Raw genomic sequence first — 22549 nt, forward strand, 5'->3', positions numbered from 1 at the left:
AATGGACTCAATTGAATACGAAGTGATGGCAAGTCAGCAAATTAATCACTGGTGGTATAGGGGGAGGCGGGCGATTGTAAAATCAAGTATAGAAAAGTTTTCAACAGAAGGGCTCGATAGCATACTCGAAGTAGGTTGTGGTACCGGTGGGAATTTATCAATGCTTGCGACATTTGGGGAGGTATATGCTGTTGAAATGGATGACTTTGCTAGGCAACATGCAGCAGACATTAGTGGAGTTGATGTAAAGTCAGGATGGTTACCTGAAAATTTGCCTTTTCAAAACAAACAGTTCGATCTAATCTGTTTATTTGATGTTCTAGAGCATATTAGAGATGACCTTAGTGCTTTAATTAGCCTGAAAGAAAGACTAAATAAAAATGGCAAGGTGATGATTACCGTGCCTGCATATAAGTGGATGTTTGGAAAGCATGATATCAATATGCATCACTATAGACGCTACAATTCAGGAGATATTAAAAATCTTCTTGAAAAAGCAGGCATAGAGGTCGATTATTTCACCCATTTTAATAGTTTGCTATATCCTATTGCTGCTATTACCCGCATATTTGATAGTGTAACTAACCGAGCTGGTCCTATTGGAGGCAGTTTAAGGTCAAAGTTTTTAAATGATAAATTATACGATGTGTTCCAATTTGAACAAAAATTATTGGATTATATGGAATTTCCTATAGGCCTGTCGATAATGGTGGTTGGGAGAGTTAAATGAGAAAATTAGTAGCTATCCAGCTGATAAGATTTGCTGTAGTGGGTGCTATAGCAACATTAACTCATTTAACATTATCATTACTGCTGATTTTGGAGGGGGATTTTACTTTAATTTCGGCCAATATAATCGCTTTTGTTGTTGTTTTTTCATTTTCATACTTCACAAATACTTCTTGGAGTTTTTCTACCCATGTGAGTTTTAAAAACTTCAAAAAATATTTGTGTGTTGCACTTGGTAATGTATTGTTCATAACCATAGTAGCTTCGCTGTTTGACAAGGAATCAAATGTTGTAGGTGTTGTTATTATCGCAATTACACTACCTATATTTAGCTTTACATTGCAAAAGTGGTGGGTGTATAAAATTTGATAAGCATATCAAGTTGTGAAGTATTAATTTATTTGGTTATCAACAGAAGAGCATTTTCCCATTACATCAAATCCTTCGTCGTCTTTATAATGATTGCAGAGTGAAACCAACATTTTCTTCCAAGGAGCCTCTCCATCATAACTTGATATGTTAAACCAATATTTTTGTTCCGAGTCAACCAAGACGATGTCATCGTAGTCAGAAATTATAGTAAGTAGCCATGATTTATAATACACGGCACGTTGTTTACTAGAAATGAGTGTTTTATACAAATCGGGTTTCATAACTGCTCGACCATCTTCTCTAATCTCATAGCTAGATGCCGTTTCTGATAATACCTTGGTGTTATCTATAAAGCTTGCGTTAACTGATTTTACGGACCTTGATGATTCGACGAAAACCATTTTATCCTCATCGACATTTATTTCATTCAATGGTAGTGGCTGCCCGTCAAAATTTAAATAGGTAGGGTTTGAATCAATGTTTAACTGTCTAAATATAGATGGGGCTATATCTACTAGCGAGAAGGTGCCATCTATAATTTTAGGCTCTTCAACTAATTTCTCATCTTTATATCTAGTGTAGGATAGAACAATATTTGCCTGCTCACTATTAAGTACATTAGTACCATGACCCCATGCATTTAGGTTAAGAGGTTTATTTAAGTCAAGAGTAGGATTGTGAAGTTTATCCTTCTCCAGCATAAATCCTTCTCCGTGATCAGATATAATGTAAATAATGGCATCTTTAAGAAGCCCCTTATTTGAAAGGCCGATCATTAGTTTACTAAACTGCAGGTCTACTTTTTTGAGCATCTCTTTATATAGAAAATGATTATAATTTCCCGTCCATTCACTTGGATTAGGCTCTATAAAGTCTTTTGATGTATAAGGCCAATGTAGCTGACAAAAGTGAACGGCGAGAAAATTGGGTTTACTTGTGTCAATACTTGATATTACTTTTTTATTGAAAAGTTCCGGATCATAAGTTTTACCGTAGCCACGATTAACATGCAGATAAGGGAAAAGAAATTCACCTAAACGTGTATTTACCAAGAGGTTAATTTGAGGAAGATCTGCATATCCTGAAATAATAACATCGGCTACACCAATTTTTGGGCCAATCACGTTTTTGAATCCATATGATTCATCTATTTGATTGAATCGCCTTTCATCCATTGCATAGGTGCTTATGTAACCGCGACTATGCAATTGATCAAGTAAGGGTATTTCCTTTTCTACCAATTCTGGTGGTGCTAGGTTAAACCTCGCTCCATGTGTTTTTGGGTACTGTCCTTGAAGTAAACTCAGCCATGCGACATAGGTGCGTGCTAATGGAGTATAGCTATTTTTATATATTATCGATTTTGATAGGAATTTATTTATTTCTGGTGTTAGTTCGTTACTAGGGTCTCTATAAGAGAGGTGGTCAGGCCGTAGTCCATCTATACCAATAATAATTACGTTTGGAAGTGTTGATTGGATTTTGTCGGTAGTAGGAACTAGTGGAATGATAAATACAATGCTAGCTAAAACTATCGTTGCTATTATAAGGGAGCGATTGAGTAGATATAAACCATAGCAAAACAAAAGAGTAATAGTGAAACCGCCAATATACACCATGACCTGACTTGCTAAAACAGTTCCTCTAAAGTAGCCTAATAGTGAAGTCGGGTAATAAAGTGAATTTGCTGCTAATATAATAGTTAAGTGCAATATGATTATAAAAAGCCAGAACTGTGTTGTAAGGCTACTGTTTGTGTTGTTCATCATCGGCTTGCAGGAAATAGTGATAACTGCAGCCCAAATCAAATGTATACATAATACAATTAGCAGGAAGTATACTAGGTCTCCTATGACACTAAAATTGAGTATTTGTGAGGTTTCAAATCTTGCAAATGCTTTTGCTATTGAGAACGAAGTAAGATACTGAAGAGATTGTTTGTAATTAATGAGGACAATAGTAAATAATGTAAGAGTAAAAAAACTACGCCAAAATATACGTGTCATTGATACTTTACTTATACTGGAGTCCATAAGTTTCCTTAGTTGTCATCCGTTATTTCTGAACTGTTGTCGAGCTTAGATTGGGTGACAAGGTATTTGTTATGATTGTATATAGCATTACTATTATCGTTTGATGCTGGCCAGTCCCCTAAAATCATGTATCGCTCCGCTAAACTAGACCCTGATTCTACCTTTGATTTTATCGTTGCTTTCAGTTGGTATGTCTTCCAAGCGGATAAAACATGAAGAGAAGCAAATATTAAGATTAAGCAGGTCAAAGAAATTTGGATCAGACGTTGTCGTTTGTTCTTCATTTATTCCTCCAACCAATCTTTTTGATCTAGTATGAATACACTGTTCATTTATCATTACTGAGATTTAACCTACCTAGTCTTAAGCTATAGTATAGATATTGATATAGCAATGGCTAGAAATAATGAACAACTAGCTACCGAAGTGACATGAACGCCGGAGTTAGTAGAATTGATTTGCTATACCACCTGTTAATTGATTTGTTGTTCTTTGCTTTTTAGAAGCTAACACGCGATATTAGTAGTTGATACGAAATATCACATACTTACTTATTAATAAGAGGATTTATCCCTATGAACTATCGCTTTTTAGTAGGTATATTGGTAGTGTTTTGCGGCTTATCTACCGTGATACATGATGTATCTGCATCAGATGACTTATCTGCGGTTAAAAAAGTTTATAGTTTGAATAATGGGGATATGCTTTGGTTAGGTAGCGGGAGTGATGCTGAATTAAAACAGAGTTTGTTTCTTTTCTTCAAGGAACTTGGAGTCGATGCGCCAGAGAAAGCGCAGCTTGTAGACGGAAATATAGCAAAATACGATGAGAGTTTAACAGCTTTGTTGTTATTAACTTTGGCACAAATAGACAAGTCAAAGCAGGGTAATGAGAAGAGGTTAGTTGAGTTGTTTGCCGCATCAGTGGAGAGCGCTGAACTAGCTAGTTTTTTTGCAAATATTTACCCTAACTATAAAGAAATAGAGAGTTTAAGACGAAAAATATCAGAATACCAGAGCCTTGATATCACTGTATGGCCATACATTGAAGATAAAGTTCTGAGGTTAGGGCAAAGTACTAGGATGGTCTCTAACCTTAGGTGGATACTCATTACTTTAGGTGATCTACCCAGCATAAATGTTAGCCGTTACAGATATTCTATATTTGATCCAACGATTGTTACTGGTGTAAAGTCATTCCAGAAACGACACGGACTTGTCATTACTGGAAACTTGGATAAGAAAACGGTTAAAGCGTTAAATACTAGTCCCTTACTGCGCATCGCTCAAATGCAGAATAATCTTTGGCGCTTACTCTCTCTTCCAAGTATTGCTCCTAATACCTATATTTCGATAAATATACCTAATTATAAATTTGTCCTTATGGGAAATCAGCGTCATATGCTTGAAATGGATATCATTGTAGGCAAACCTAGCACCCCAACACCAACAATGCAGACAAAATTAGTAAGCTTGACGACTAACCCCTTTTGGACCCCTCCTGCGAGTATTATATATTCGGAGCTGCTACCGCTTCATAAAAAAGAACCAAATACACTCGTACAGCGCTCTTTTGAGCTTCATAAGGGAAAGCGGGATAATCCAATCGTTAGGCAATTAGCTGGAGAGGATTCCTTACAATTATCTGCATTATTGAAAGAGTATCGCTTAGTGCAGGCTCCTGGAAGATATAATGCGCTTGGGAAATTTAGATTTTCAATTCCAAACAATAGCTCCATTTACATGCATGATACGCCTGCAAGATACCTGTTTGCCAATCAATACCGAGCATTGAGTCATGGTTGTATTCGACTTTCAAAGCCTAGGGAACTAACAAAATACCTTTTTGAACAACAGTATATGGTAAATAGTCATAAGATAGAAAATGCTCTAGAACATGGCTATTCAAGTCATTTTAGATTACAACAACCAATACCTGTATTTATTACCTACAATACAAGTTGGGTCGCCTCTGATGGCTCAATCCAGTTTCGCAATGATATATATAATATGGATGGAGATAAATAGTAATGGATCAGGTAGCGATTGATAAAAGTTGTATCTTAAAAATAATTAGAAAAGAAAAAAATGCTCGGATGCGGCTAAGGTTGTTAGCGATTCTGCACTTTCAGGAAGGTAGGTCACGGTACCAAATCGCTGCTTTTCTTAAAGTAAGCCGCACGAGTGTGAATAAATGGGTTAATGGATACTTATCCAATGGTTTAAGTGGCTTGAAGGAGAAAGCTCATAGCGGTAGACCATCTGCACTATCTATCGAACAAAAAGTACAGTTAAATAATTATATTGAGAGTAGGAAGAATATCTTAAATACAGACAAGTTGAAAGGTAATGATGTTCAATCCTATATTGAAAGCAATTTTGGTATTAAGTATGAAATATCAAGTATTTATAAAATAATTGAGAAGCTATAGTCTGTATTTTTAATAACCTAGCATTCATGGTGGAACTATTGGAACTATTGGAACTATTGGAACTATTGGAATAATTCTCTGTTTGTTTAACGAATAATAGTATTTATATATTCATTTAATAAGCCTAATCGTTCCTGTTCCCCCAGTGTCAGGATTGTTGTCAGTACCCATATGAACCATTTTGTTTATATGCTATTCAAGTTCAAGTCCCATCCCTTTTTTGCTGTTTATATACTGTATAAAGTGTCGGCTCTCTATAACTAGAATAATAAACTGGTCTAATTTATTATTTGTTTATCAAAAGAATAGTGTTTTTAGAAATGAGAAATATTTTATATTTTCGTCATAAACACAATTAGACACGCTATTAAGTAGCCATAAACTCTTCGAAATGAGGCTGTGGTGACTAAAGGTACTGGCAAGAGAGGGGGGATGTTAATTTGATGTAATTTACGCAAAATTATTACTAGACCATTAAATTATTCGACATGGTGAGTCTATAAGGCCTTTGCTACCTTTATTACTAGTGTCACTAGAGGGATTTATCTTTTGTGATGGTTAAGACTTCTAGCGGTTAAGCTTGGCAAGGAAAACACTGTGGAGTAAATAAGTATGGATATTAAGAATTTAATCAAAGAGTTTATTGAAGATGAAAGCGGTTTAACTGCAGTAGAGTACGCGATTGCGGGAGGCCTCGTGGTTGGAGGAATGATTGCCGCATTTAATACGTTAGGATCAAATGCTACAGATAAAATTAAATGTTTGGCTAGTGCTGTGAACGGTGCTTCAACGGATTGTAGCTCTTAACCTGGTTCATATGGCTCACTCTATCGATGAGTGAGTCAGGCTAACCTAAATATGATGCAGGTTAAAGGACTACCATGAACGAAATTCAACTAAGTATGCAATTGGGCTTTTCAGCCCTTTTTTTTCTGATGGCGATCACCTTTGATCTATCCAGACAAAAAATACCTAATAAACTAACTCTTATTGCTGTCGTTATTGGATTTTCTTTAAATGCTTACTTTTCCCAGATGTCTGGAATTATTACCGCATTATTTGGTTTTTCTCTTGCCTTTTTAATTCTTTTTCCTACTTTTATATTTCGTATTTTAGGTGCGGGTGATATTAAGTTAATGATGGGGATTGGTGCATTAATGGGACCTCAACTTCTTTTATGGAGTTTGGCCTATGGCATCGTTGCCGGTACTGTAACAAGCGTAGCGCTTGTTATATGGAAAACAGGCTTTAATGGCATAATTTATACGCTAAAACGTTACTGGGACTGTATTTATATGCGCAAATATTTTGCGCCTGAAGAGGGAGAAGCTGCTGGCCAACGTGTGCCTTATGCACCAGCTTTAGCACTAGGTTGGCTTTGGGCCTGTTCACTCGATCCTGCTATTAACAATCTATACGTCTCTTATAGCCACTATATTTCTTCATAGGGGGTTAAGTCATGGCACTTGAAGAACGAAGAGTCTCCAATTTAGATAGTAGCGCTGAAACGACAGTAGTAGATTCTGCTCATCAATTGGCACCTCGGCCTACAACAATAAAAGGTACAGGACTTTCTGAGTCTTTGCTGTTGGATCTGCTATTGAAACATTTGCTTGCCGGCGGAGTACTGACCAAAGAGCAGATGGTGAAATTGCTCGGTGTTACCGGTGGTATTATCCAACATCTGCTCGATGCAGCAAAGGCACTAGCTTGGGTTGAGAATAGGCAGACGACGATAGATGGACAGATGCGTTATGCGCTTAGCGCTGGTGGCGAAATCCACGCAAAACAAGCTTTATCTAGAAACGGTTACCTCGGCCTAGCTCCTGTTCCGTTGAAACAGTACGGTGATATCTGTAAAAAACAATCGAGTCGAGCAAATCCAATTACCTTTGACATGCTTGAAAAAGGACTATCAGCTCTGGTTCTACCAAAAGATCTACTCTTCAAAATAGGGCCAGCAATGAACTCGAGTCGGCCAGTACTTATCTACGGGCCACCGGGCACGGGCAAAAGTTATTTGTGCCGCCACTTGAATTTGACCATAGGTGATAATGTCCTTATTCCATATGCATTAGCAATTGGCAACGAAGTCATACAGGTATTCGATCCTGAACTTCATCATCGTGTGGAAACCAAAGGGAATGTAAGTAGTTTAAATCTAGTCAAGGGGCATGATCCAAGATGGTTAAGGTGTAAGCGCCCGTTGAGAATTACTGGGGGAGAGCTAACCGCTGAGATGTTAGAGGTTCAGTTTGATAGCCACAGTAGAACCTATATGGCGCCACTTCAGTTGAAAGCAAACAATGGAATTTTACTGCTAGACGATCTTGGAAGACAGAAAATAAGCGCTAAGCAGCTGTTCAACCGTTGGATCATTCCTATGGAAGAGCGCAGAGATTTCTTAAGTTTACAGTCGGGTGAACATTTTGAAATACCTTTCGAACTTATTTTACTTTTTTCAACTAACCTTAATCCTAAGGAATTGGTAGACGAAGCCTTTCTTAGACGTCTGGGGTATAAAATTCATTTTGATGCACTAGATGAAGCATTATATAAAAAAATTTGGTTTAAGGTATGTGCTGATTTAAATTTAAGTTGTACAGAAGAGGTTTTTCAATATCTTTTAGATGAGTTTCACAAACGATATAAAAAACCTCTCATCCCTTGCTATCCCAGAGATTTATTGGGAATCATGTCTGACCAAATTAGCTTTATGGAATTTGAACGAGTTGTTACGCCGTCCTTAGTTGATTCAGCATGGTCAATTTATTTTGTATAAATGTATGACATTCAGATTTAATTTATTCTTTAGGAGCGACAAATGAATAACAAAACTCTCTTATTTGTCATTTTATCACTGGTGTTTGGCGTTACTGCCGTATATCTCGCTCAAAATTGGCTTAAGAGTAACAGCCAAGTTGAGGTTAGCGGGAAAACTGGCAGTGTCATCACCATGGCAGTGCAAGTCCCTTTAGGAGCGATATTGGAGCGTAAGCACTTGGCATTGACGGCAGTACCGGAAGCGTTTATTCCAGAGGGGGCATTACGAGATATTAAAGACGCTGAAGGTAAAGTCGTAAAGCAGCGCTTATATGCTGGAGAGGTATTGAGGACTGAAAGGTTAGCTGTGAAAGGGGAAGGGAGTACGTTAGCGAGTTTAATAACCCCTTCTATGCGAGCGGTAACTATTAGGGTGAATGATGTAGTTGGTGTAGCAGGATTTTTACTTCCTGGCAACCGAGTAGATATCATTAATATCTTCACAACTGACGGCTTGAAAACAGATATTGTGCTTTCAAATGTAAAAATACTTGCTATCGATCAGAGAGCTTCAAATGATGAAAACAAACCGGTAGTTGTTCGAGCGGTAACATTGGAGCTCAGCTTAGAGCAGGCTGAAATATTGATGATTGCTAAGAGTCGGGGGGCATTACAACTGGCGCTCAGAAACCCCAATGACACAGCAGTAATTGAACTTGCGGCAATCGATGAACCTGAACAAGTTAAAGTAGATGATGTTAAGCCCGTTGAGATTAAACATGTAGCGAGTGTCTCCAATAGAAGTAAACAAAAGGTAATTTTGCTTAAAGGAATGAAAGAGCAAGAGATTAAAGTAAATAACTAGCATTTAGTGGAAGCAAGCGTTAAGTATCGTGTTTTAAGGAGAGCAACATGCCATTCTTTCGTCATTGTTCAATAGTCTGTTTGTTAGCAATGTTAATCACATCAGTTGTCCAAGCTGGTGGTCCAACTGCTGGTGTTAGAAACGAAATTAAACTAATACCGATATATAAATCACGCATTTTAGAGCTTAATGAACCCGTTCACCGAGTCTCAGTGGGTAACCCGAGCATTGCTGATATTAAGTTATTACCTAATAACGAGCTTTATATCTTAGGCAAGCAGCTCGGTAGTACAAATATAATGATTTGGGACGAAAGTGAGCAATTATCAAGCGTAATGGATATTGAAGTCACTCACGATCTTAATGGCTTAAAAACGAGATTACATCAGTTTTTACCTTCCGAGAAGCTAGGTGTCCAGACCTCTCAAGGGCAGCTTTTATTGAGTGGGCAGGCCTCAAACTTACAGAAGATGAATACTGCCGTGGAGTTGGCTCAGGGATACGCTGAAGCAGCAGCCGGAGGGACCGCTCCGAGTCGGGTGCTCAATATGATGACTATAGGCGGGGATCATCAAGTGATGCTAGAGGTGGTCGTAGCCGAAGTGCAAAGAACCGTCGCTCGCCAGTTTGATTCAAAATTCTTTATTTTTAATCAGGGCTCTAATCTCTCTGGTGGTGTAATTGGTGGAGGTGGGGGCTTCGACCCTGGAAGTATCGGTGGTGTAGATGGCAAGGGGCTTTTTGCCCAATATATTAATGGCGACTTAATGATGAATTTTGCGCTTGATGTCGCGAAGCAAAATGGATTAGCAAAGGTTTTAGCTGAGCCGAATGTGACAGCCATGAGTGGCCAATCCGCAGAATTTCTATCAGGCGGTGAATTTCCCATACCTGTGCCGGGAGAAAATGGCAACACGACTATCGAGTATCGAGACTATGGTGTTGGGGTGAAGTTTGTTCCAACGGTTTTAGACTCTGGGCAAATTAATCTGAATCTGAATGTTGTAGTCAGCGAAATAAGCAGTGCAAATGGATTTTCAATTTCAGGCAATACTTCAACATCTCTAGTGGTACCTTCATTAGTGAAGAGAAGTACGGCAACAACAGTTGAACTGGCCGATGGCCAAACAATAGCAATTAGTGGGTTGATCAGTGACACCTTAAGAGAAAATTTGGACAAACTACCGGGTCTGGGAGATATACCTGTTTTAGGACAACTGTTTACCAGTAAGAGCTTTCAAAATGGACAGAGTGAGTTGGTCATCTTAGTCACTCCAAGACTTGTAAGGCCTTTTAATCGCAAGGATATATCGCTGCCAACCGATGGTTTTGTCTTACCATCTGACGTCGAGTTCTACCTATTAGGTAAACTATCTCATAAAGAAAAAAGTGCAGCAGCGAATGAGACCCCTTATGAGCCTGCTGAATCAGATGCAAAACTTGATGATACTGGGACTCAGCAAAAATACGGCCATTCATTATAATTTGGAGAAAAGGCAATGAAGAATAAGGAAAATAGGGTTTTTAGGGCTTATTTTGTTTCGCTTTTTGTTTGCTCACTGGCTGGGGTTGGCTGTGCTCAAGTCAATGACTTCCCAATGGGGGAGAGCCACGAACATATCAAACAAGTACAAATTCTAGATCCTGAAGCTGCAGAACGAAATAACGGGATTATACTTAGTCTTGATGGCAACTATGGACGTAAGGTGATGCAGTCATACAGGGAGAGTAGTGTGGTACCACAATCATCTAAGAATATGGGCTCAACCAAAGCGAGTAGTTCAGGTAGCTCTGGTTCGGGCAGTAATTAGACCTGACGTGTGAGGCTATGATGTCTAGAAATCATTATAATGTGAATAGAGGTTCAACTACATTGCATCGTCAATCAGGTGCGATTTTAGTGATGTTTACCATTGGTATATTTGCGATTATTGCTTTCGCTGCTTTGGCTTTAGATAGTGGTCACATGCTGCTGAGTAAAGGCCGCTTACAAAATGCGGTGGATGCCGCTGCCTTGAATGCAGCAAAAGAGTTGCAACAGGGAGCGACATTGTCTGAAGCTAGGCAGGCCGCCTACAGTATTTTGCTACAGAATCTTTCATTTACCGAAAACGGCGAGCTCAATAGCTCGGTGTCTTTAAATAGTCCAGATTACAATAGCACTCAAGTAACGACTCGTTTACAAGTCGAATTTTCAGAGCTTCCAGACCCTTTTACCCCAATACTTGCTGAAGGTAGTGAGTATGTACGAGTGAAGGTTGAGAATGTGCCATTATCAAATTTTCTGGCCGATATTCTTAATTTTGAAAAGAAGATAAGAGCATCAGCTGTTGCTGGGCGTAGTCAAGATCTTGCCTGTGTAAATAAAATTTTACCGCTTCTTGTCTGTGGGAAAGAGGGCTCGTCAGCAGCGGATAACTATGGATTAGCCGATGGGTTACATCTTATGAAGGTCGGAGCTGGTCAGCCGAGTGCAAATGGGTCGGGAAATTTTCAGTTAATTAGCCTAGATGGTGATCGCGGGGGCAGTGATCTCAGGGATGCCTTCTCTGGAAGTTATTCGCCAGATCAATGTGTTAGTACAGGTACTGTGGCGACTACAAAAGCAGGTGGGACGGTGGGGCCAGCGGCTCAGGGAATGAATACTCGATTTGCCGATTGGGGTCAGGCTGGAACAAACAGTGAAGAACATCCTCGGGATTTTAATATATGTGAAGGCACACCGGTCACTGTCGAAGAGGTTCATGCAGTTGATGATGAGGGAAACCTCATGTTTGATGATAATGGCAAAGCCATTATGCAAACAGCTATCGTTTCAGGTTCAATAGCGGGTGCGTATCGCTGGGCAGATTATGATGCCGCAAACCATGCTGAAACTCCGGATGCTTGCGCAACGACAGATGACCCCGATGCGATGGCATTACGCAGGGAGCTAGAGGTTGTTGTCGGAATTTGTGATCCTGATGAAAACGGGACATACGATATAAGCATATTGGGTACAGCATGCTTTTTCTTAACGCAAAAGGTGGGGGGAACCGGGCAGGATTCATATATTGTGGGTGAATTTCTGAAGACCTGTTCGAACTCTGGTCAGGCTTCTCTAGACCCTAATTATGTCGGCGATAGTTCAACTATTGTGCTGTATTGGGATCCCGACAGTCCTGACTCTTAGGTAAAAGACAATGAATAATCAATTGTATTTAACTAAACAAAGTGGGATCGCGGCTATCGAATTTACGATTGTCCTGCCGCTATTTTTGGTTTTAATATTTTTTACCGCTGAGCTGGGGCGTGGGATCTATCAATATAGTCAACTGACGAGAATGATTCGTGATGCAGGACGTCATTTGTCTCAAACCATAATCACTACAGGTAATGGTGTACCAACAGATTTAATTGATGAATATTGTGATGGCTGTATTTCCGATACCACAAGCCTATTAGTCTATGGAGCAAACACCGGAACCGCTCCGCTGTTGTCAGGCATAGATATAACCGATATTTCGATCTCAGAGTTTCCTGTCGATAGCGGTATCATCGTTATTTCAGTCGATTATGATTGGACTCCTATTTTCTTCGACAAATTGTCTGGTTTTGGCTCGGGAGAGGGAGTTGACCTGAGCTTTAGTTTGACCTCAACTTATGCTGTGAGGGCCATATGAAGCGTATTAGAGGAGTTTATGCTATTGAGTTTTCTATCGTTGCGAGTGCATTTTTCTTAGTGTTATTCTCAGCGATAGAAGTGGGTCGACTGCTATATACCTATAATGTCTTACACGAAGCGACTCGTCGGGCTGCAAGGATAGCCGTTGTTTGCCAATTGAGTACTGATATTCGCACGCTAGCGCTTTTTAACGGAGCAAACTTAGTACCCAACTTAACAAATAGCAATCTGTCTATCAGTTACCATCAGCTTAACGGTTCTGTTATCGAGGATCTCGTTAATGACCGTGGGTTGATTCGACTCGTTAGAGCCGAAATCACAAACTATAAACACCAGTTTCTGGTTCCTGGCCTATCAAAAACCCTAAATTCACCTACTTTTTCAGCAACTCTACCAAGAGAAAGTTTAGGTGTTTTTAAAGGCGGGACGTCAGTTTGTAGTTAGTTCTTCCTAAATTAATAGGTAAATACTTAAATGGCTTAGGGATTTATGACTATAGTCAATGTAGTAGTATTTAATTTGAGGTTATCGGGAGCGAAATGGACAAGCCGCTAGAGTTATATGCTTCAAATAATAACCAAGATCCTATGTCAAGTGCACATGTGACTTTGCCGTTTCCGCTGCAAGCGATAGTTGCGAGTAATGGATCTGAGGAACTTGATTGGTTGGCCGACAACTTAAACCAGTGTGAAAATTTAAAATGGCGCGAAACCTCTTACTTTGAGGCTTTTCTAGGTAAGGAGCAGGTAGAGTTTAACTTAGTCCTATTAGTCTTGCCAAATGATGAGGCCGAAGCGGTTAAAGCCTTAACCTATGCGTCAAATTTTAATACTGACATCATAATACTGGGTGATGACACGCCGCAGAAGATCCTACGATTAGCCTTTCAACATAAAGTTAGTGATTTCATACCGCTCGGCGCTAGCAGCGAAGAGTTTTTTTGCTCGCTAGAGAAAGTATCTTTAAGGCTGATTGAAAAGGCTGAGCTGGCATCGGTTATTGCCGTTGTAAATGGAAAGGCCGGTTCTGGTGCGAGTTTTATCGCTGCAAGTTTAGCAGACGTTGTTGCGCAAAGACAAAGGGAGAATGTTGCGTTAATAGATACTGATCTGCATCACGGTACATTAGCGCATATGTTTGGATTGGAGCCGAGGTATTCACTTTGTGATGTTTTAGATTCGTTAGAAGAGCTTGATGAAGTGGCGTTAAAAAGCACCATGGTCACTAAGGGAAATTTAAATCTATTGGCATCAAAGCCGTTTGAACTATTAAATATCAGTAAAGGCATAGAGCTATGCCGCAATAAAGAGTTGATCTGGAAATGCCGTCATTACTATCAACAGGTAGTATTAGATTTTTCTCGCGGCCCTGAGTATTGGAATAGCGACATGCTTAAAGATGCTGATGTGCTGGTCGTTACCCAGCAAAATATAATGCATCTACGGCAAACAAAGGATTTGATTCATCAGTTAACTTCAAACTTGGGCGTTTCACACGACAGAATTAGCATTATAGTTAATCGATATGATAAAAATTCAAGTATTAAGTTATCAGATATAAAGGAAGCTATTGGAGTTTCATCTATTTTGACCATTATTAATGATTATAAACTATCGAGTGAATGTGTAGAGCTAGGGAAACCGATTACAGAGATAGCTAGGAAGCAGCAAATGTTTTTAGACATAAAATTTATCGCCAATAAATTTATGCCTGAAATTAATAGCAAGGAGTCTAAGAAGGCTGGTTTTTGGAAAAGACTATTAGGGAAATAATATGGAAATAAACAAAGACACTCAAGGGATTAATGGTTATCAACCATTAACTCAGGAAGAACAGGATATCAAAGTTAAGCTGTATGATAAGTTATTGAGTGTTATGGATCTGTCCCTAATTGAAACCGTCTCAAAGGAGCAGGCACGAGAGCAGATTAGCGAAATAAGTGGCCAAATCCTTAATGACCTACATTTACCAATCAATTTATCGACCAGAAAACGTTTAATCAAACTCATTATTGATGAGGTGTTAGGGTTAGGTCCTTTGGAAACTCTATTAGCGGATCCCTCTATTTCAGATATTTTGGTGAACTCTTTTGACCGAGTTTATGTTGAGCGTAGTGGTAGGCTTGAAGCGGTAAATATCAAATTTCATAGTAATGTACACTTGCTGAATATCATCGATAGAATTGTTTCAAGCGTTGGAAGACGAATCGATGAATCTTCCCCTATGGTTGATGCTCGTTTAGCCGATGGTTCTCGAGTTAATGCCATTATCCCGCCACTTGCATTAGACGGCCCATCATTATCGATTAGACGATTTGCTGTAGATAAGCTCAATGCTAAGCAGCTTATTGATATTGGTTCGGTTACTGAATCAATGATTGAACTCCTAAAAGGTGGGGTTAAAGGAAAGCTCAATATTTTAGTTTCAGGTGGTACGGGCAGTGGTAAAACGACCTTGCTGAATATGCTCTCAGGCTTTATTCCTAAAGATGAACGTATTGTCACTATTGAGGATTCCGCTGAATTGCAATTGCAACAACCCCATACAGTGCGGCTGGAAACCCGCCCGCAAAATATAGAGGGGAAGGGTGAGGTTTCACAGCGTGACCTAGTTAAAAACTGTTTAAGAATGAGACCCGATAGAATTGTTATAGGTGAGGTTCGAGGTGGTGAAGCTTTGGATATGTTGACAGCGATGAATACCGGTCATGAGGGCTCCTTGACAACATTGCATGCTAACAGCCCTCGTGATGCGCTTGGGCGATTGGAGTATATGGTTTGCATGGCAGGATTTGACATGCCAGTGAGTAATATCCGTACTCAAGTGGCCTCTGCGATTGATTTAGTTGTTCAGCTGGAGCGTCAAGAAGACGGTAGAAGAAGGATCACCAGTATTCAAGAAATTAACGGCATGGAGGGAGATATTATCACTATGTCGGAAATTTTCCGCTTTTCTAGAAAAGGGTTAAACGACGAAGGTGAGATCCAAGGAGAGTTTGAAGCTACAGGAGTGATCCCTGGCTTCCACACCAAATTGAAACAGCATGGTATTGAGCTGCCCTATCATCTATTCAATTGTGGCGATCCATTTGCCGAGTTCTAAGGGGGATAAATGTTTTCCAATCAAATCATATTTCTAGGTCTTATTTTTGTTGCCGTAATCTTTCTTTCACAGGCGCTATTTCTGCCTGTCTATAGCCCCCAGCGTGCCAATGCAGCGCTGGTTCGTAAACGTTTAAAAAAATTATCGGAAGAGTCTGGTGATATAACATATGAAACGTCATTACTGCGCAAGAGTCGACTCGGAAGGTTAGGCCCGATCGGCCGATGGCTAGAGAAAATTGGGTTTATTGAAAGTTTAAGCTATCGATTGGAGCTTGCAGATTATAAAATGATGGGCCATCAATTTTTAATCTTAGCCTCTATTACGGCTTGTGTTACAGGTACGGCTGTATGGCTTTATTTGGCCGAACCTCTCGCCGCTTTATTTGTCTTTGCACTTACTCTCTTTTTGTTTAATTTTAAACTTAATCGCGATACATCGAAGCGAATGGAGAAAATTGAAGAAAGTTTTCCTGATGCCTTGGATGTATTGCGGCGAGCTCTGCAAGCGGGATATTCGTTTTCTGATGCGATAAAGCTTGTTACAGAGGAGATGGAAGGGCCACTGGCGAAAGAGTTTAGCCTGATGTTTGCCAATATCAATTACAGTAAAGACACGAAACGGGCCATCTTGGGATTTATTGAGCGAGTACCTAGTGTGTCCGCAATGGCCTTCGCAAGTGCGGTTATGGTGCAAAAAGAAACAGGGGGTAATTTGGCCGAAAACATTAATAACTTAGCTCGAGTTATTAGGCTGAGATTTACCTTTAGACGTAGAGTAAGAACCTTATCTGCTGAAGGTCGGTTATCAGCATGGATCCTCATTTTGCTTCCTTTTGTTTTATTCGCTGTGATCTATATTCAGACCCCTGGGTATGTCGGAGAGTTAACAGGCACAGAAGAGGGCCATAAATTGCTGATTTGGGGTGCTATCGGTATGTTTGTCGGTGGCATGTGGATAAGTAAAATAATAAGGATAGATATGTAATTATGGACTTCCTAATTGGTTTCTTTGGTCAGTTTTTTGAAGACCCTCAACATGTAGAGTGGGCAATTTACGCCATCGCCGGAATTGCAGGCGTGACACTTGCTATTTCAATCTCCTATTTAATCAGTGGTGTCTATTCACCGATCAGAAAAAGACTTAAATTACTGAATGATGGAGCAGAAACTCCCATTGGCACTAATGATGTAACTGGAACGCTTGAGCATGGTATTGGGGAGATGGCGAAGAGGCCATTTCTGAATTTTTCCAACCATGAAACAAGACGTCTACTGATACATGCAGGCTTTCATTCACAAAATGCATTGGCTGTATTCAACGCCTCTCGTCTATTACTCATTCTATTGGGTGCCATCACCGCCATAGTTGTGCTCAATCTGTTCCCAAAAATTTCAGGAATTTGGACCATCTATATACTCTGCTTATGTTTAGGCGGCGCATTTATAGCACCATCTATGGTTTTGCAATCGTTAGCAAATCGTCGTATGCGCCAACTACGAGTTGGTTTTCCTGATGCGTTAGACCTTTTGGTTGTATGTTGTGAAGCTGGTCTTGGGCTGATGGCTGCGATACAAAGGGTTGCGAGAGAACTGGCATTTAGCCATCCAAGCTTAGCCAGTGAATTAGAGTTGGTCTGTAGTAAAGTCCGAGCAGGGCTAACGATTAAAGTCGCTTTGCAGGAGTTTACCGATAGAACGGGTTTGGAAGATATTAAAGGCCTTAACTCTGCAATTTCTCAGAGTATGCGCTTAGGTACGGGGATCGCTGAGACACTTAGAGTGTTCTCGGATGAATATCGTGATAAGCGTTTGCAGGCTGCTGAAGAGCAAGCTGCAAAATTGGCTGTAAAAATGATATTTCCGATGATGTGCTGTATCTGGCCTTCGTTCTTTATTGTGGCTGTAGGGCCTGCAGTATTAAAAGTGATGAAAGTATGGGGACAAGCCTTTTAATGTATTGGCAACTACAATCAAAAACAAAAAAATAAGGAATGTATGATGCTGACTGTTAAACGTACGCTGAAGCTATTTTTAACAATATTTATTTTCGCGCTCTTGAGTGCGTGTTCCTCTACAATACCGGATGAGCCGTTAGCAATCAAAGCACCAGACAGGCAAGATCTTTTGGATGCTGGCGCCTTGTCGTCAATAACATCTGATTTTGAAGCACCGAAAACTGAAGAGGAAGCACTTCAGAAAGCGAGAAATGAGGAGCAATCGGGTAATCTTGAAAAAGCACTGTATGCTTATATTCAAGCTTTGGATTTTAATGCTGAAAATGCCAATACATTTTATCACATTGGCAGGATCCATACGATGCGAGGCAATCCAGACATCGCTTTTAAAGCCTATAACGAAGCCCTTGCATTAGATCCTAATTTGGTGATGGTACATGCCGATCTTGGTGTTGTTAGCATGGATAAGCGTCAGTATAGAGAAGCTAGAGTTCATTTGGAAAAAGCGATAGAGCTTGACCAACAAAGGCTTGCGTCAATTACAGCAAGTCGTTTAATAGGAAAGCTGTACGTCCCCGATAGAGAATCTCCTGCAAGAGTATACAATGCGATCGCGATTCTAGATGATGTACAAAATAATCACCAAAAAGCGCGAGAGTATTTCCGCTTATTAATAGAGCTGCAGCCACATTCCGCCATACTTATCTCAAATCTGGGTTACTCCTATTACTTAACGGGTGATCTTACCACCGCTGAAAAATACTTAAGGCAAGCGATAAGCGAAGATCAAGCTCTGGATCGGGCTTGGACAAACTTAGGATTAGTTTACGTCAGAAAGGGCTTGTATAAACGTGCTCTTGCAACCTTTGAACAAGCGATGGAGCCTGCTGACGCGCTCAATGATCTAGGCTACTTTTTGATGCTTGAGGGGAATTATGAGAAAGCAATTGAGTTGTTTGAAAAAGCTATCGATACCTCTCCTAGCTATTTTGAACAAGCGCAGAAAAACTTAAAAAGAGCCAGGGCTGAACTCTCTGATGAGTTTAGACATGCGGCTAATTAAAAAGCCACAGATCTAAATATCTGTGGCTTTTCTTTACATTAGGGCACTTGTACTCCGACTTGTGTCCGTCAATTAGTGTCTAAACCTGCTCTAACTCCAGCTGCATTAGCAGCATATCTTCACCGTCTAATACCCTTGTATCGTTACTTTGGCAGTGGCTGCAGATAATGCTCCTTTCTTTATGTACTGTTTCTTTGTGGCATACAAAACAACTCAACACTAGTGGTTGTATGTTCATGTTCAAAGTCGCTTCAGAGCAGATACCTTCTAATTTAAATGTTTCAAATGCAGTTTCGAGTAACGCAGGTTCCACACCACTTAAGATCCCTAGTTTTATATCAACTCGAGTTACCTTATTAGCATCGTTTTGCGCCGCGAACTTTTCGCACTCCTCTATCAGTGCGGTAACGATTGAGTATTCGTGCACTAACAGATCCTCGGTAACAGTTCACCCTGAGGGATATCTAAAAATCGGCTACTGCCCCATGGAGTATTGAGGATCACTTTACCTGGCTTAATGTCATTTACATTGCCAATGATGGCAGCTTGCTCACAATGACAAAAGGTTTGCATGATCTCTAACGTTTCCTTTGCTACGGCTTTTGGCACTGCGAGAATAAAAGTACCTTCGTTTGCCAAGTCAAAGGGTTCGAATCCATATAATTCACATAAACCAGAAACTTCATTACTAACAGGGATCTGTGCCTCGTTAACTTCTATGCCAACATTTGATGCAGATGCCCACTCATTTAATACCGCTGATAAACCGCCGCGGGTGGCATCTCGCATGGCATGAACTTCGATGTTGCTTGCGATGAGTTGCTCAACTATTGGCCACAATGTAGCGCAATCACTGGTGAGTTCAGATTCAAGTGCAAGACCCTCTCGTGCCATTAAAATTGCGGCGCCGTGACGACCAATATCCCGCGATACGATAATGGCATCTCCCTCTTTAAGGTTCTTAACTGATATCCCATTATTGAGAATACGGCCCACACCTGAGGTATTGATGAATAACCCGTCAGCACAGCCTCTAGGAACAACTTTAGTATCACCGCAAACAATACGAGCACCGGAGCGCTTTAGCTCGTTTGTCATGCTAGTGACAATCTTTTTGAGATCGTCTATAGCAAAGCCTTCTTCGATAATAAAACTACTGCTTAGAAATTGCGGTTCCGCTCCCATCATCGCTAAATCATTAACGGTGCCTGCAATCGCAAGTTTGCCTATATCACCACCAGCAAAAAACAGCGGTGCGACAGTAAAGGAGTCTGTGGTAAAGGCGGTATTACCGCTGAAATGCAGGCGTGCAGCATCCTCTTCACTTCTAAGGATTGGGTTATCAAACGCCTTAAAAAATATATCTTTAATAAGGCGGTTCATCTCTTTACCACCCCCGCCGTGACTCAGCTGAACAGTTTTGTTAACGTTTGAATGACTCATTCAGTAACTCCGTTATAACGGTAATATGCGTTACAAGCACCTTCAGAGCTGACCATACAGCTACCTAATGGCGTTTCGGGTGTGCAACCTCGGCCAAAAACCTTACAATCTTTAGGTTTAGATAAACCACGTAAGATATCGCCACATTGGCAAGCTTTATGGTCATCTATTTCGATATCTGGCAACTGTTCACAATAGACTCTCTCAGCATCCCGATGGCTATATTCATCGCGGAGCATTAAAGCTGAATCAGGAATGGGTCCAAGGCCGCGCCAGCGAAAACTAGGCCTAATAGTCATGTATTTATTAATGAGAGCTTGAGCGGTCAAGTTACCTTGCTCAGATACAGCGCGGCTGTATTGATTTTCAAGTACGGCGATAGATTGTGCTTTTTGCTTGGCGATCATCAAGATCGATTCCATTACATCAACGGGTTCAAATCCCGATACCACCAGAGGGGTGTTATAGGAGTCGACTGCAGAACGGTATACTTTAGCACCGCTGATCACGCTTACGTGCGCTGGGCCAATAAAGGCGTTAACCTTTGCGCTTGGGTCGGCCATCACGGCATCGATTGCTGGTGGAACAAGTACATGATTGATATGAAATAGTAAATTCGAAATGTTTCGCTTTTCTGCTTGATCTAACAACACTGCAGTCATCGGGGTTGATGTCTCAAATCCGATGGCAAAAAAGATCACTGTTTTATCCGGATTGTCGGTGGCGATGGTTAGGCTGTCTAGGGGATCGTAAATTGGCCGAATGTCACAGCCGTTTGCTCTAAACTGCGCAAGATTACCGTTGGAGCCGGGCACACGGATCATATCGCCCAGAGTGATCAAGATGGTATTAGGTAGACTTGCTAGTGCTGCGGCGTGGTCAATGCGCTCTTTAGGCATGATACATACAGGACAACCTGGTCCGTGAATGAATTCAATGTTGTCTGGCAAAAGCTGATTGAGGCCGTATTTCATAATGGTATGGGTGTGGCCACCGCATACTTCCATAATATTAATTTTTCCCGAATATTTTGCCGCTTCTATCGCTATCTCTTTTGCTAACGATTTAATGACTTCGGGATCTCTAAATCCTCGGTAGAGATCGTTTAAAGAAAGCATCAGGCTCTGTTCTCCTCTTGTTCCAGTTTTTCGACGATCTCTTGATACAACGCCAGGCTTTCGAGCGCGTCTGCTTTATCTATTTTATTCATGACAAAGCCAATGTGGATAAGCACATAGTCGCCTAGAACCAGCGGATCCGTCATTAAATGGCTACTGACTTTACGCTTTACACCCATAGTGTTTACGGTGACAGAACCTTCATCTTCATGCACTTCTACGATCTGCGATGGAATTGATAAACACATTAGGCTTTACCTCCAACGTGCTTGGCTAACCAGTCGGCAACGTTGCGCAGTGATTGGGTGTCTTGAATTGAAACTTCTAGCAATTCAATATTTGGGTTTAGTTTTCTAAGCTGGGCTTTTGATTCCTCAATACTGAAATCGAAATGGGGGAGTAAGTCAGCTTTGGTGATCAACACGACGTCTGCGCGGCGGAACATCACCGGGTATTTTTCAATCTTGTCATCGCCTTCAGGAACGGATAGCAATACGATATTTTTGTGTGTGCCCACATCATAACTGGCGGGGCAGACTAGGTTGCCGACATTTTCGACAAAACAGATATCGAGTGGTTCCAGATCGATGTGATGCAAAGCACTATGAACCATAAATGCGTCTAAATGACAGGCAGCACCAGTTTGGATCTGAAATGCTTCGATCCCTTTTGCTTTCAATCTATCGGCATCTCTTGATGTCTCTAGATCGCCTTCAATAACGGCATACTTAAGATCCGTGTGTAGGTGTAAATGTTCGAGCAGTGTTGTTTTGCCGCTGCCGGGGCTGCTCATTAAATTAAAACCGGTAACAGATTTTGTTTCTAAGTGATCGCGGTTATGTTGTGCTTCAATGTCATTTTTATCGAGAATTTTATGGATCACAGACAAGGTTTTTTTGTCGTTCAACTGAGGGTTAGTTGCTATGTTTTGATCTGTTTTTGAATGCGAATGGCTCGGGCTTAAAGAGTGATCATGACGGGTAATTGAACAGCCACAGTCTTGGCACAT

Annotated in this window: 24 protein-coding genes; 18 read left to right on the forward strand and 6 right to left on the reverse strand. The window is 40.6% G+C overall.

All coding sequences use genetic code 11. From position 1 onward, the window contains the following. Position 1 precedes the first annotated feature (1 nt). Positions 2-730 carry a class I SAM-dependent methyltransferase gene (locus JK628_RS11065; RefSeq protein WP_202289514.1) on the forward strand — a complete coding sequence of 243 codons (729 nt, stop codon included), beginning with the start codon at positions 2-4 and terminating at the stop codon, positions 728-730. Beyond that, positions 727-1098, forward strand: coding sequence for a GtrA family protein (locus JK628_RS11070; protein WP_202289515.1), 372 nt, complete (start codon positions 727-729; stop codon positions 1096-1098). The genes JK628_RS11065 and JK628_RS11070 overlap by 4 nt, the downstream gene beginning before the upstream one ends. A gap of 23 nt (positions 1099-1121) precedes the next feature. On the opposite strand, the gene JK628_RS11075 is transcribed toward JK628_RS11070, so the two are convergent. Beyond that, on the reverse strand, positions 1122-3134 hold the full coding sequence (locus tag JK628_RS11075) for a sulfatase-like hydrolase/transferase (RefSeq protein WP_202289516.1): 2013 nt from the start codon (positions 3132-3134) through the stop codon (positions 1122-1124). A 575-nt stretch (positions 3135-3709) separates the two neighbouring features. On the opposite strand from JK628_RS11075, the gene JK628_RS11080 reads away from it, so the two are divergent. The 16 genes from JK628_RS11080 (at position 3710) to JK628_RS11155 (ending at position 18979) form a co-directional block, all read left to right on the forward strand. Next, positions 3710-5161, forward strand: coding sequence for a L,D-transpeptidase family protein (locus JK628_RS11080; RefSeq protein ID WP_202289517.1), 1452 nt, complete (start codon positions 3710-3712; stop codon positions 5159-5161). Positions 5162-5163: 2 nt separating this feature from the next. Beyond that, on the forward strand, positions 5164-5565 hold the full coding sequence (locus tag JK628_RS11085) for a helix-turn-helix domain-containing protein (RefSeq protein WP_202289518.1): 402 nt from the start codon (positions 5164-5166) through the stop codon (positions 5563-5565). Between the two features lie 612 nt (positions 5566-6177). After that, positions 6178-6372: a Flp family type IVb pilin gene (locus JK628_RS11090; protein WP_202289519.1), complete on the forward strand. Its 195-nt coding sequence runs from the start codon at positions 6178-6180 to the stop codon at positions 6370-6372. Between the two features lie 74 nt (positions 6373-6446). Beyond that, positions 6447-7013, forward strand: a complete 567-nt coding sequence (locus tag JK628_RS11095) for an A24 family peptidase (protein ID WP_202289520.1) — start codon at positions 6447-6449, stop codon at positions 7011-7013. 11 nt (positions 7014-7024) lie between these two features. Beyond that, complete coding sequence (locus JK628_RS11100) at positions 7025-8347, forward strand: AAA family ATPase (RefSeq protein ID WP_202289521.1); 1323 nt, start codon at positions 7025-7027, stop codon at positions 8345-8347. A gap of 42 nt (positions 8348-8389) precedes the next feature. Beyond that, complete coding sequence (gene cpaB / locus JK628_RS11105) at positions 8390-9193, forward strand: Flp pilus assembly protein CpaB (protein ID WP_202289522.1); 804 nt, start codon at positions 8390-8392, stop codon at positions 9191-9193. A 47-nt stretch (positions 9194-9240) separates the two neighbouring features. Continuing rightward, positions 9241-10677 (forward strand): type II and III secretion system protein family protein, encoded by a 1437-nt coding sequence (locus JK628_RS11110; RefSeq protein WP_202289523.1) that lies wholly within the window; start codon positions 9241-9243, stop codon positions 10675-10677. Between the two features lie 15 nt (positions 10678-10692). Next, positions 10693-11004 (forward strand): hypothetical protein, encoded by a 312-nt coding sequence (locus JK628_RS11115; RefSeq protein WP_237524192.1) that lies wholly within the window; start codon positions 10693-10695, stop codon positions 11002-11004. Positions 11005-11045: 41 nt separating this feature from the next. Further along, positions 11046-12365, forward strand: coding sequence for a pilus assembly protein TadG-related protein (locus JK628_RS11120; RefSeq protein ID WP_237524193.1), 1320 nt, complete (start codon positions 11046-11048; stop codon positions 12363-12365). A gap of 10 nt (positions 12366-12375) precedes the next feature. After that, entirely contained in the window at positions 12376-12855 is a 480-nt protein-coding gene (locus JK628_RS11125) for a TadE family protein (protein WP_202289524.1), read from the forward strand. Next, the gene (locus JK628_RS11130) at positions 12852-13301 is read left to right on the forward strand and encodes a TadE/TadG family type IV pilus assembly protein (RefSeq protein WP_202289525.1); all 450 of its coding nucleotides are present in this window, start codon (positions 12852-12854) and stop codon (positions 13299-13301) included. Before JK628_RS11125 ends, JK628_RS11130 begins: the two co-directional genes overlap by 4 nt. Before the next feature lie 95 nt (positions 13302-13396). Continuing rightward, complete coding sequence (locus JK628_RS11135) at positions 13397-14629, forward strand: AAA family ATPase (protein WP_202289526.1); 1233 nt, start codon at positions 13397-13399, stop codon at positions 14627-14629. Position 14630: 1 nt separating this feature from the next. Then, positions 14631-15959, forward strand: a complete 1329-nt coding sequence (locus tag JK628_RS11140) for a CpaF family protein (protein WP_202289527.1) — start codon at positions 14631-14633, stop codon at positions 15957-15959. Positions 15960-15968: 9 nt separating this feature from the next. After that, a complete protein-coding gene (locus tag JK628_RS11145; protein ID WP_202289528.1) occupies positions 15969-16946 on the forward strand; it encodes a type II secretion system F family protein in 978 nt (325 codons plus the stop codon). A 2-nt stretch (positions 16947-16948) separates the two neighbouring features. Next, a complete protein-coding gene (locus JK628_RS11150) occupies positions 16949-17914 on the forward strand; it encodes a type II secretion system F family protein (RefSeq protein WP_202289529.1) in 966 nt (321 codons plus the stop codon). Between the two features lie 42 nt (positions 17915-17956). Beyond that, on the forward strand, positions 17957-18979 hold the full coding sequence (locus JK628_RS11155) for a tetratricopeptide repeat protein (RefSeq protein WP_237524194.1): 1023 nt from the start codon (positions 17957-17959) through the stop codon (positions 18977-18979). A 79-nt stretch (positions 18980-19058) separates the two neighbouring features. On the opposite strand, the gene JK628_RS11160 is transcribed toward JK628_RS11155, so the two are convergent. From JK628_RS11160 to hypB, 5 genes are read right to left on the reverse strand one after another with little or no spacing between them, the layout of a single operon-like run. After that, positions 19059-19406 (reverse strand): hydrogenase maturation nickel metallochaperone HypA/HybF, encoded by a 348-nt coding sequence (locus JK628_RS11160; RefSeq protein WP_202289530.1) that lies wholly within the window; start codon positions 19404-19406, stop codon positions 19059-19061. Beyond that, positions 19406-20422 carry a hydrogenase expression/formation protein HypE gene (gene hypE / locus JK628_RS11165; protein WP_202289531.1) on the reverse strand — a complete coding sequence of 339 codons (1017 nt, stop codon included), beginning with the start codon at positions 20420-20422 and terminating at the stop codon, positions 19406-19408. The genes JK628_RS11160 and hypE overlap by 1 nt, the downstream gene beginning before the upstream one ends. Beyond that, complete coding sequence (gene hypD, locus JK628_RS11170; protein ID WP_202289532.1) at positions 20419-21540, reverse strand: hydrogenase formation protein HypD; 1122 nt, start codon at positions 21538-21540, stop codon at positions 20419-20421. Before hypD ends, hypE begins: the two co-directional genes overlap by 4 nt. After that, positions 21540-21788, reverse strand: a complete 249-nt coding sequence (locus tag JK628_RS11175) for a HypC/HybG/HupF family hydrogenase formation chaperone (RefSeq protein ID WP_202289533.1) — start codon at positions 21786-21788, stop codon at positions 21540-21542. The genes hypD and JK628_RS11175 overlap by 1 nt, the downstream gene beginning before the upstream one ends. Then, complete coding sequence (gene hypB / locus JK628_RS11180) at positions 21788-22549, reverse strand: hydrogenase nickel incorporation protein HypB (RefSeq protein WP_202289534.1); 762 nt, start codon at positions 22547-22549, stop codon at positions 21788-21790. The genes JK628_RS11175 and hypB overlap by 1 nt, the downstream gene beginning before the upstream one ends.

The sequence above is a fragment of the Shewanella sp. KX20019 genome (genome assembly GCF_016757755.1).
In the GTDB taxonomy this organism is placed as follows: Bacteria; Pseudomonadota; Gammaproteobacteria; order Enterobacterales; family Shewanellaceae; genus Shewanella.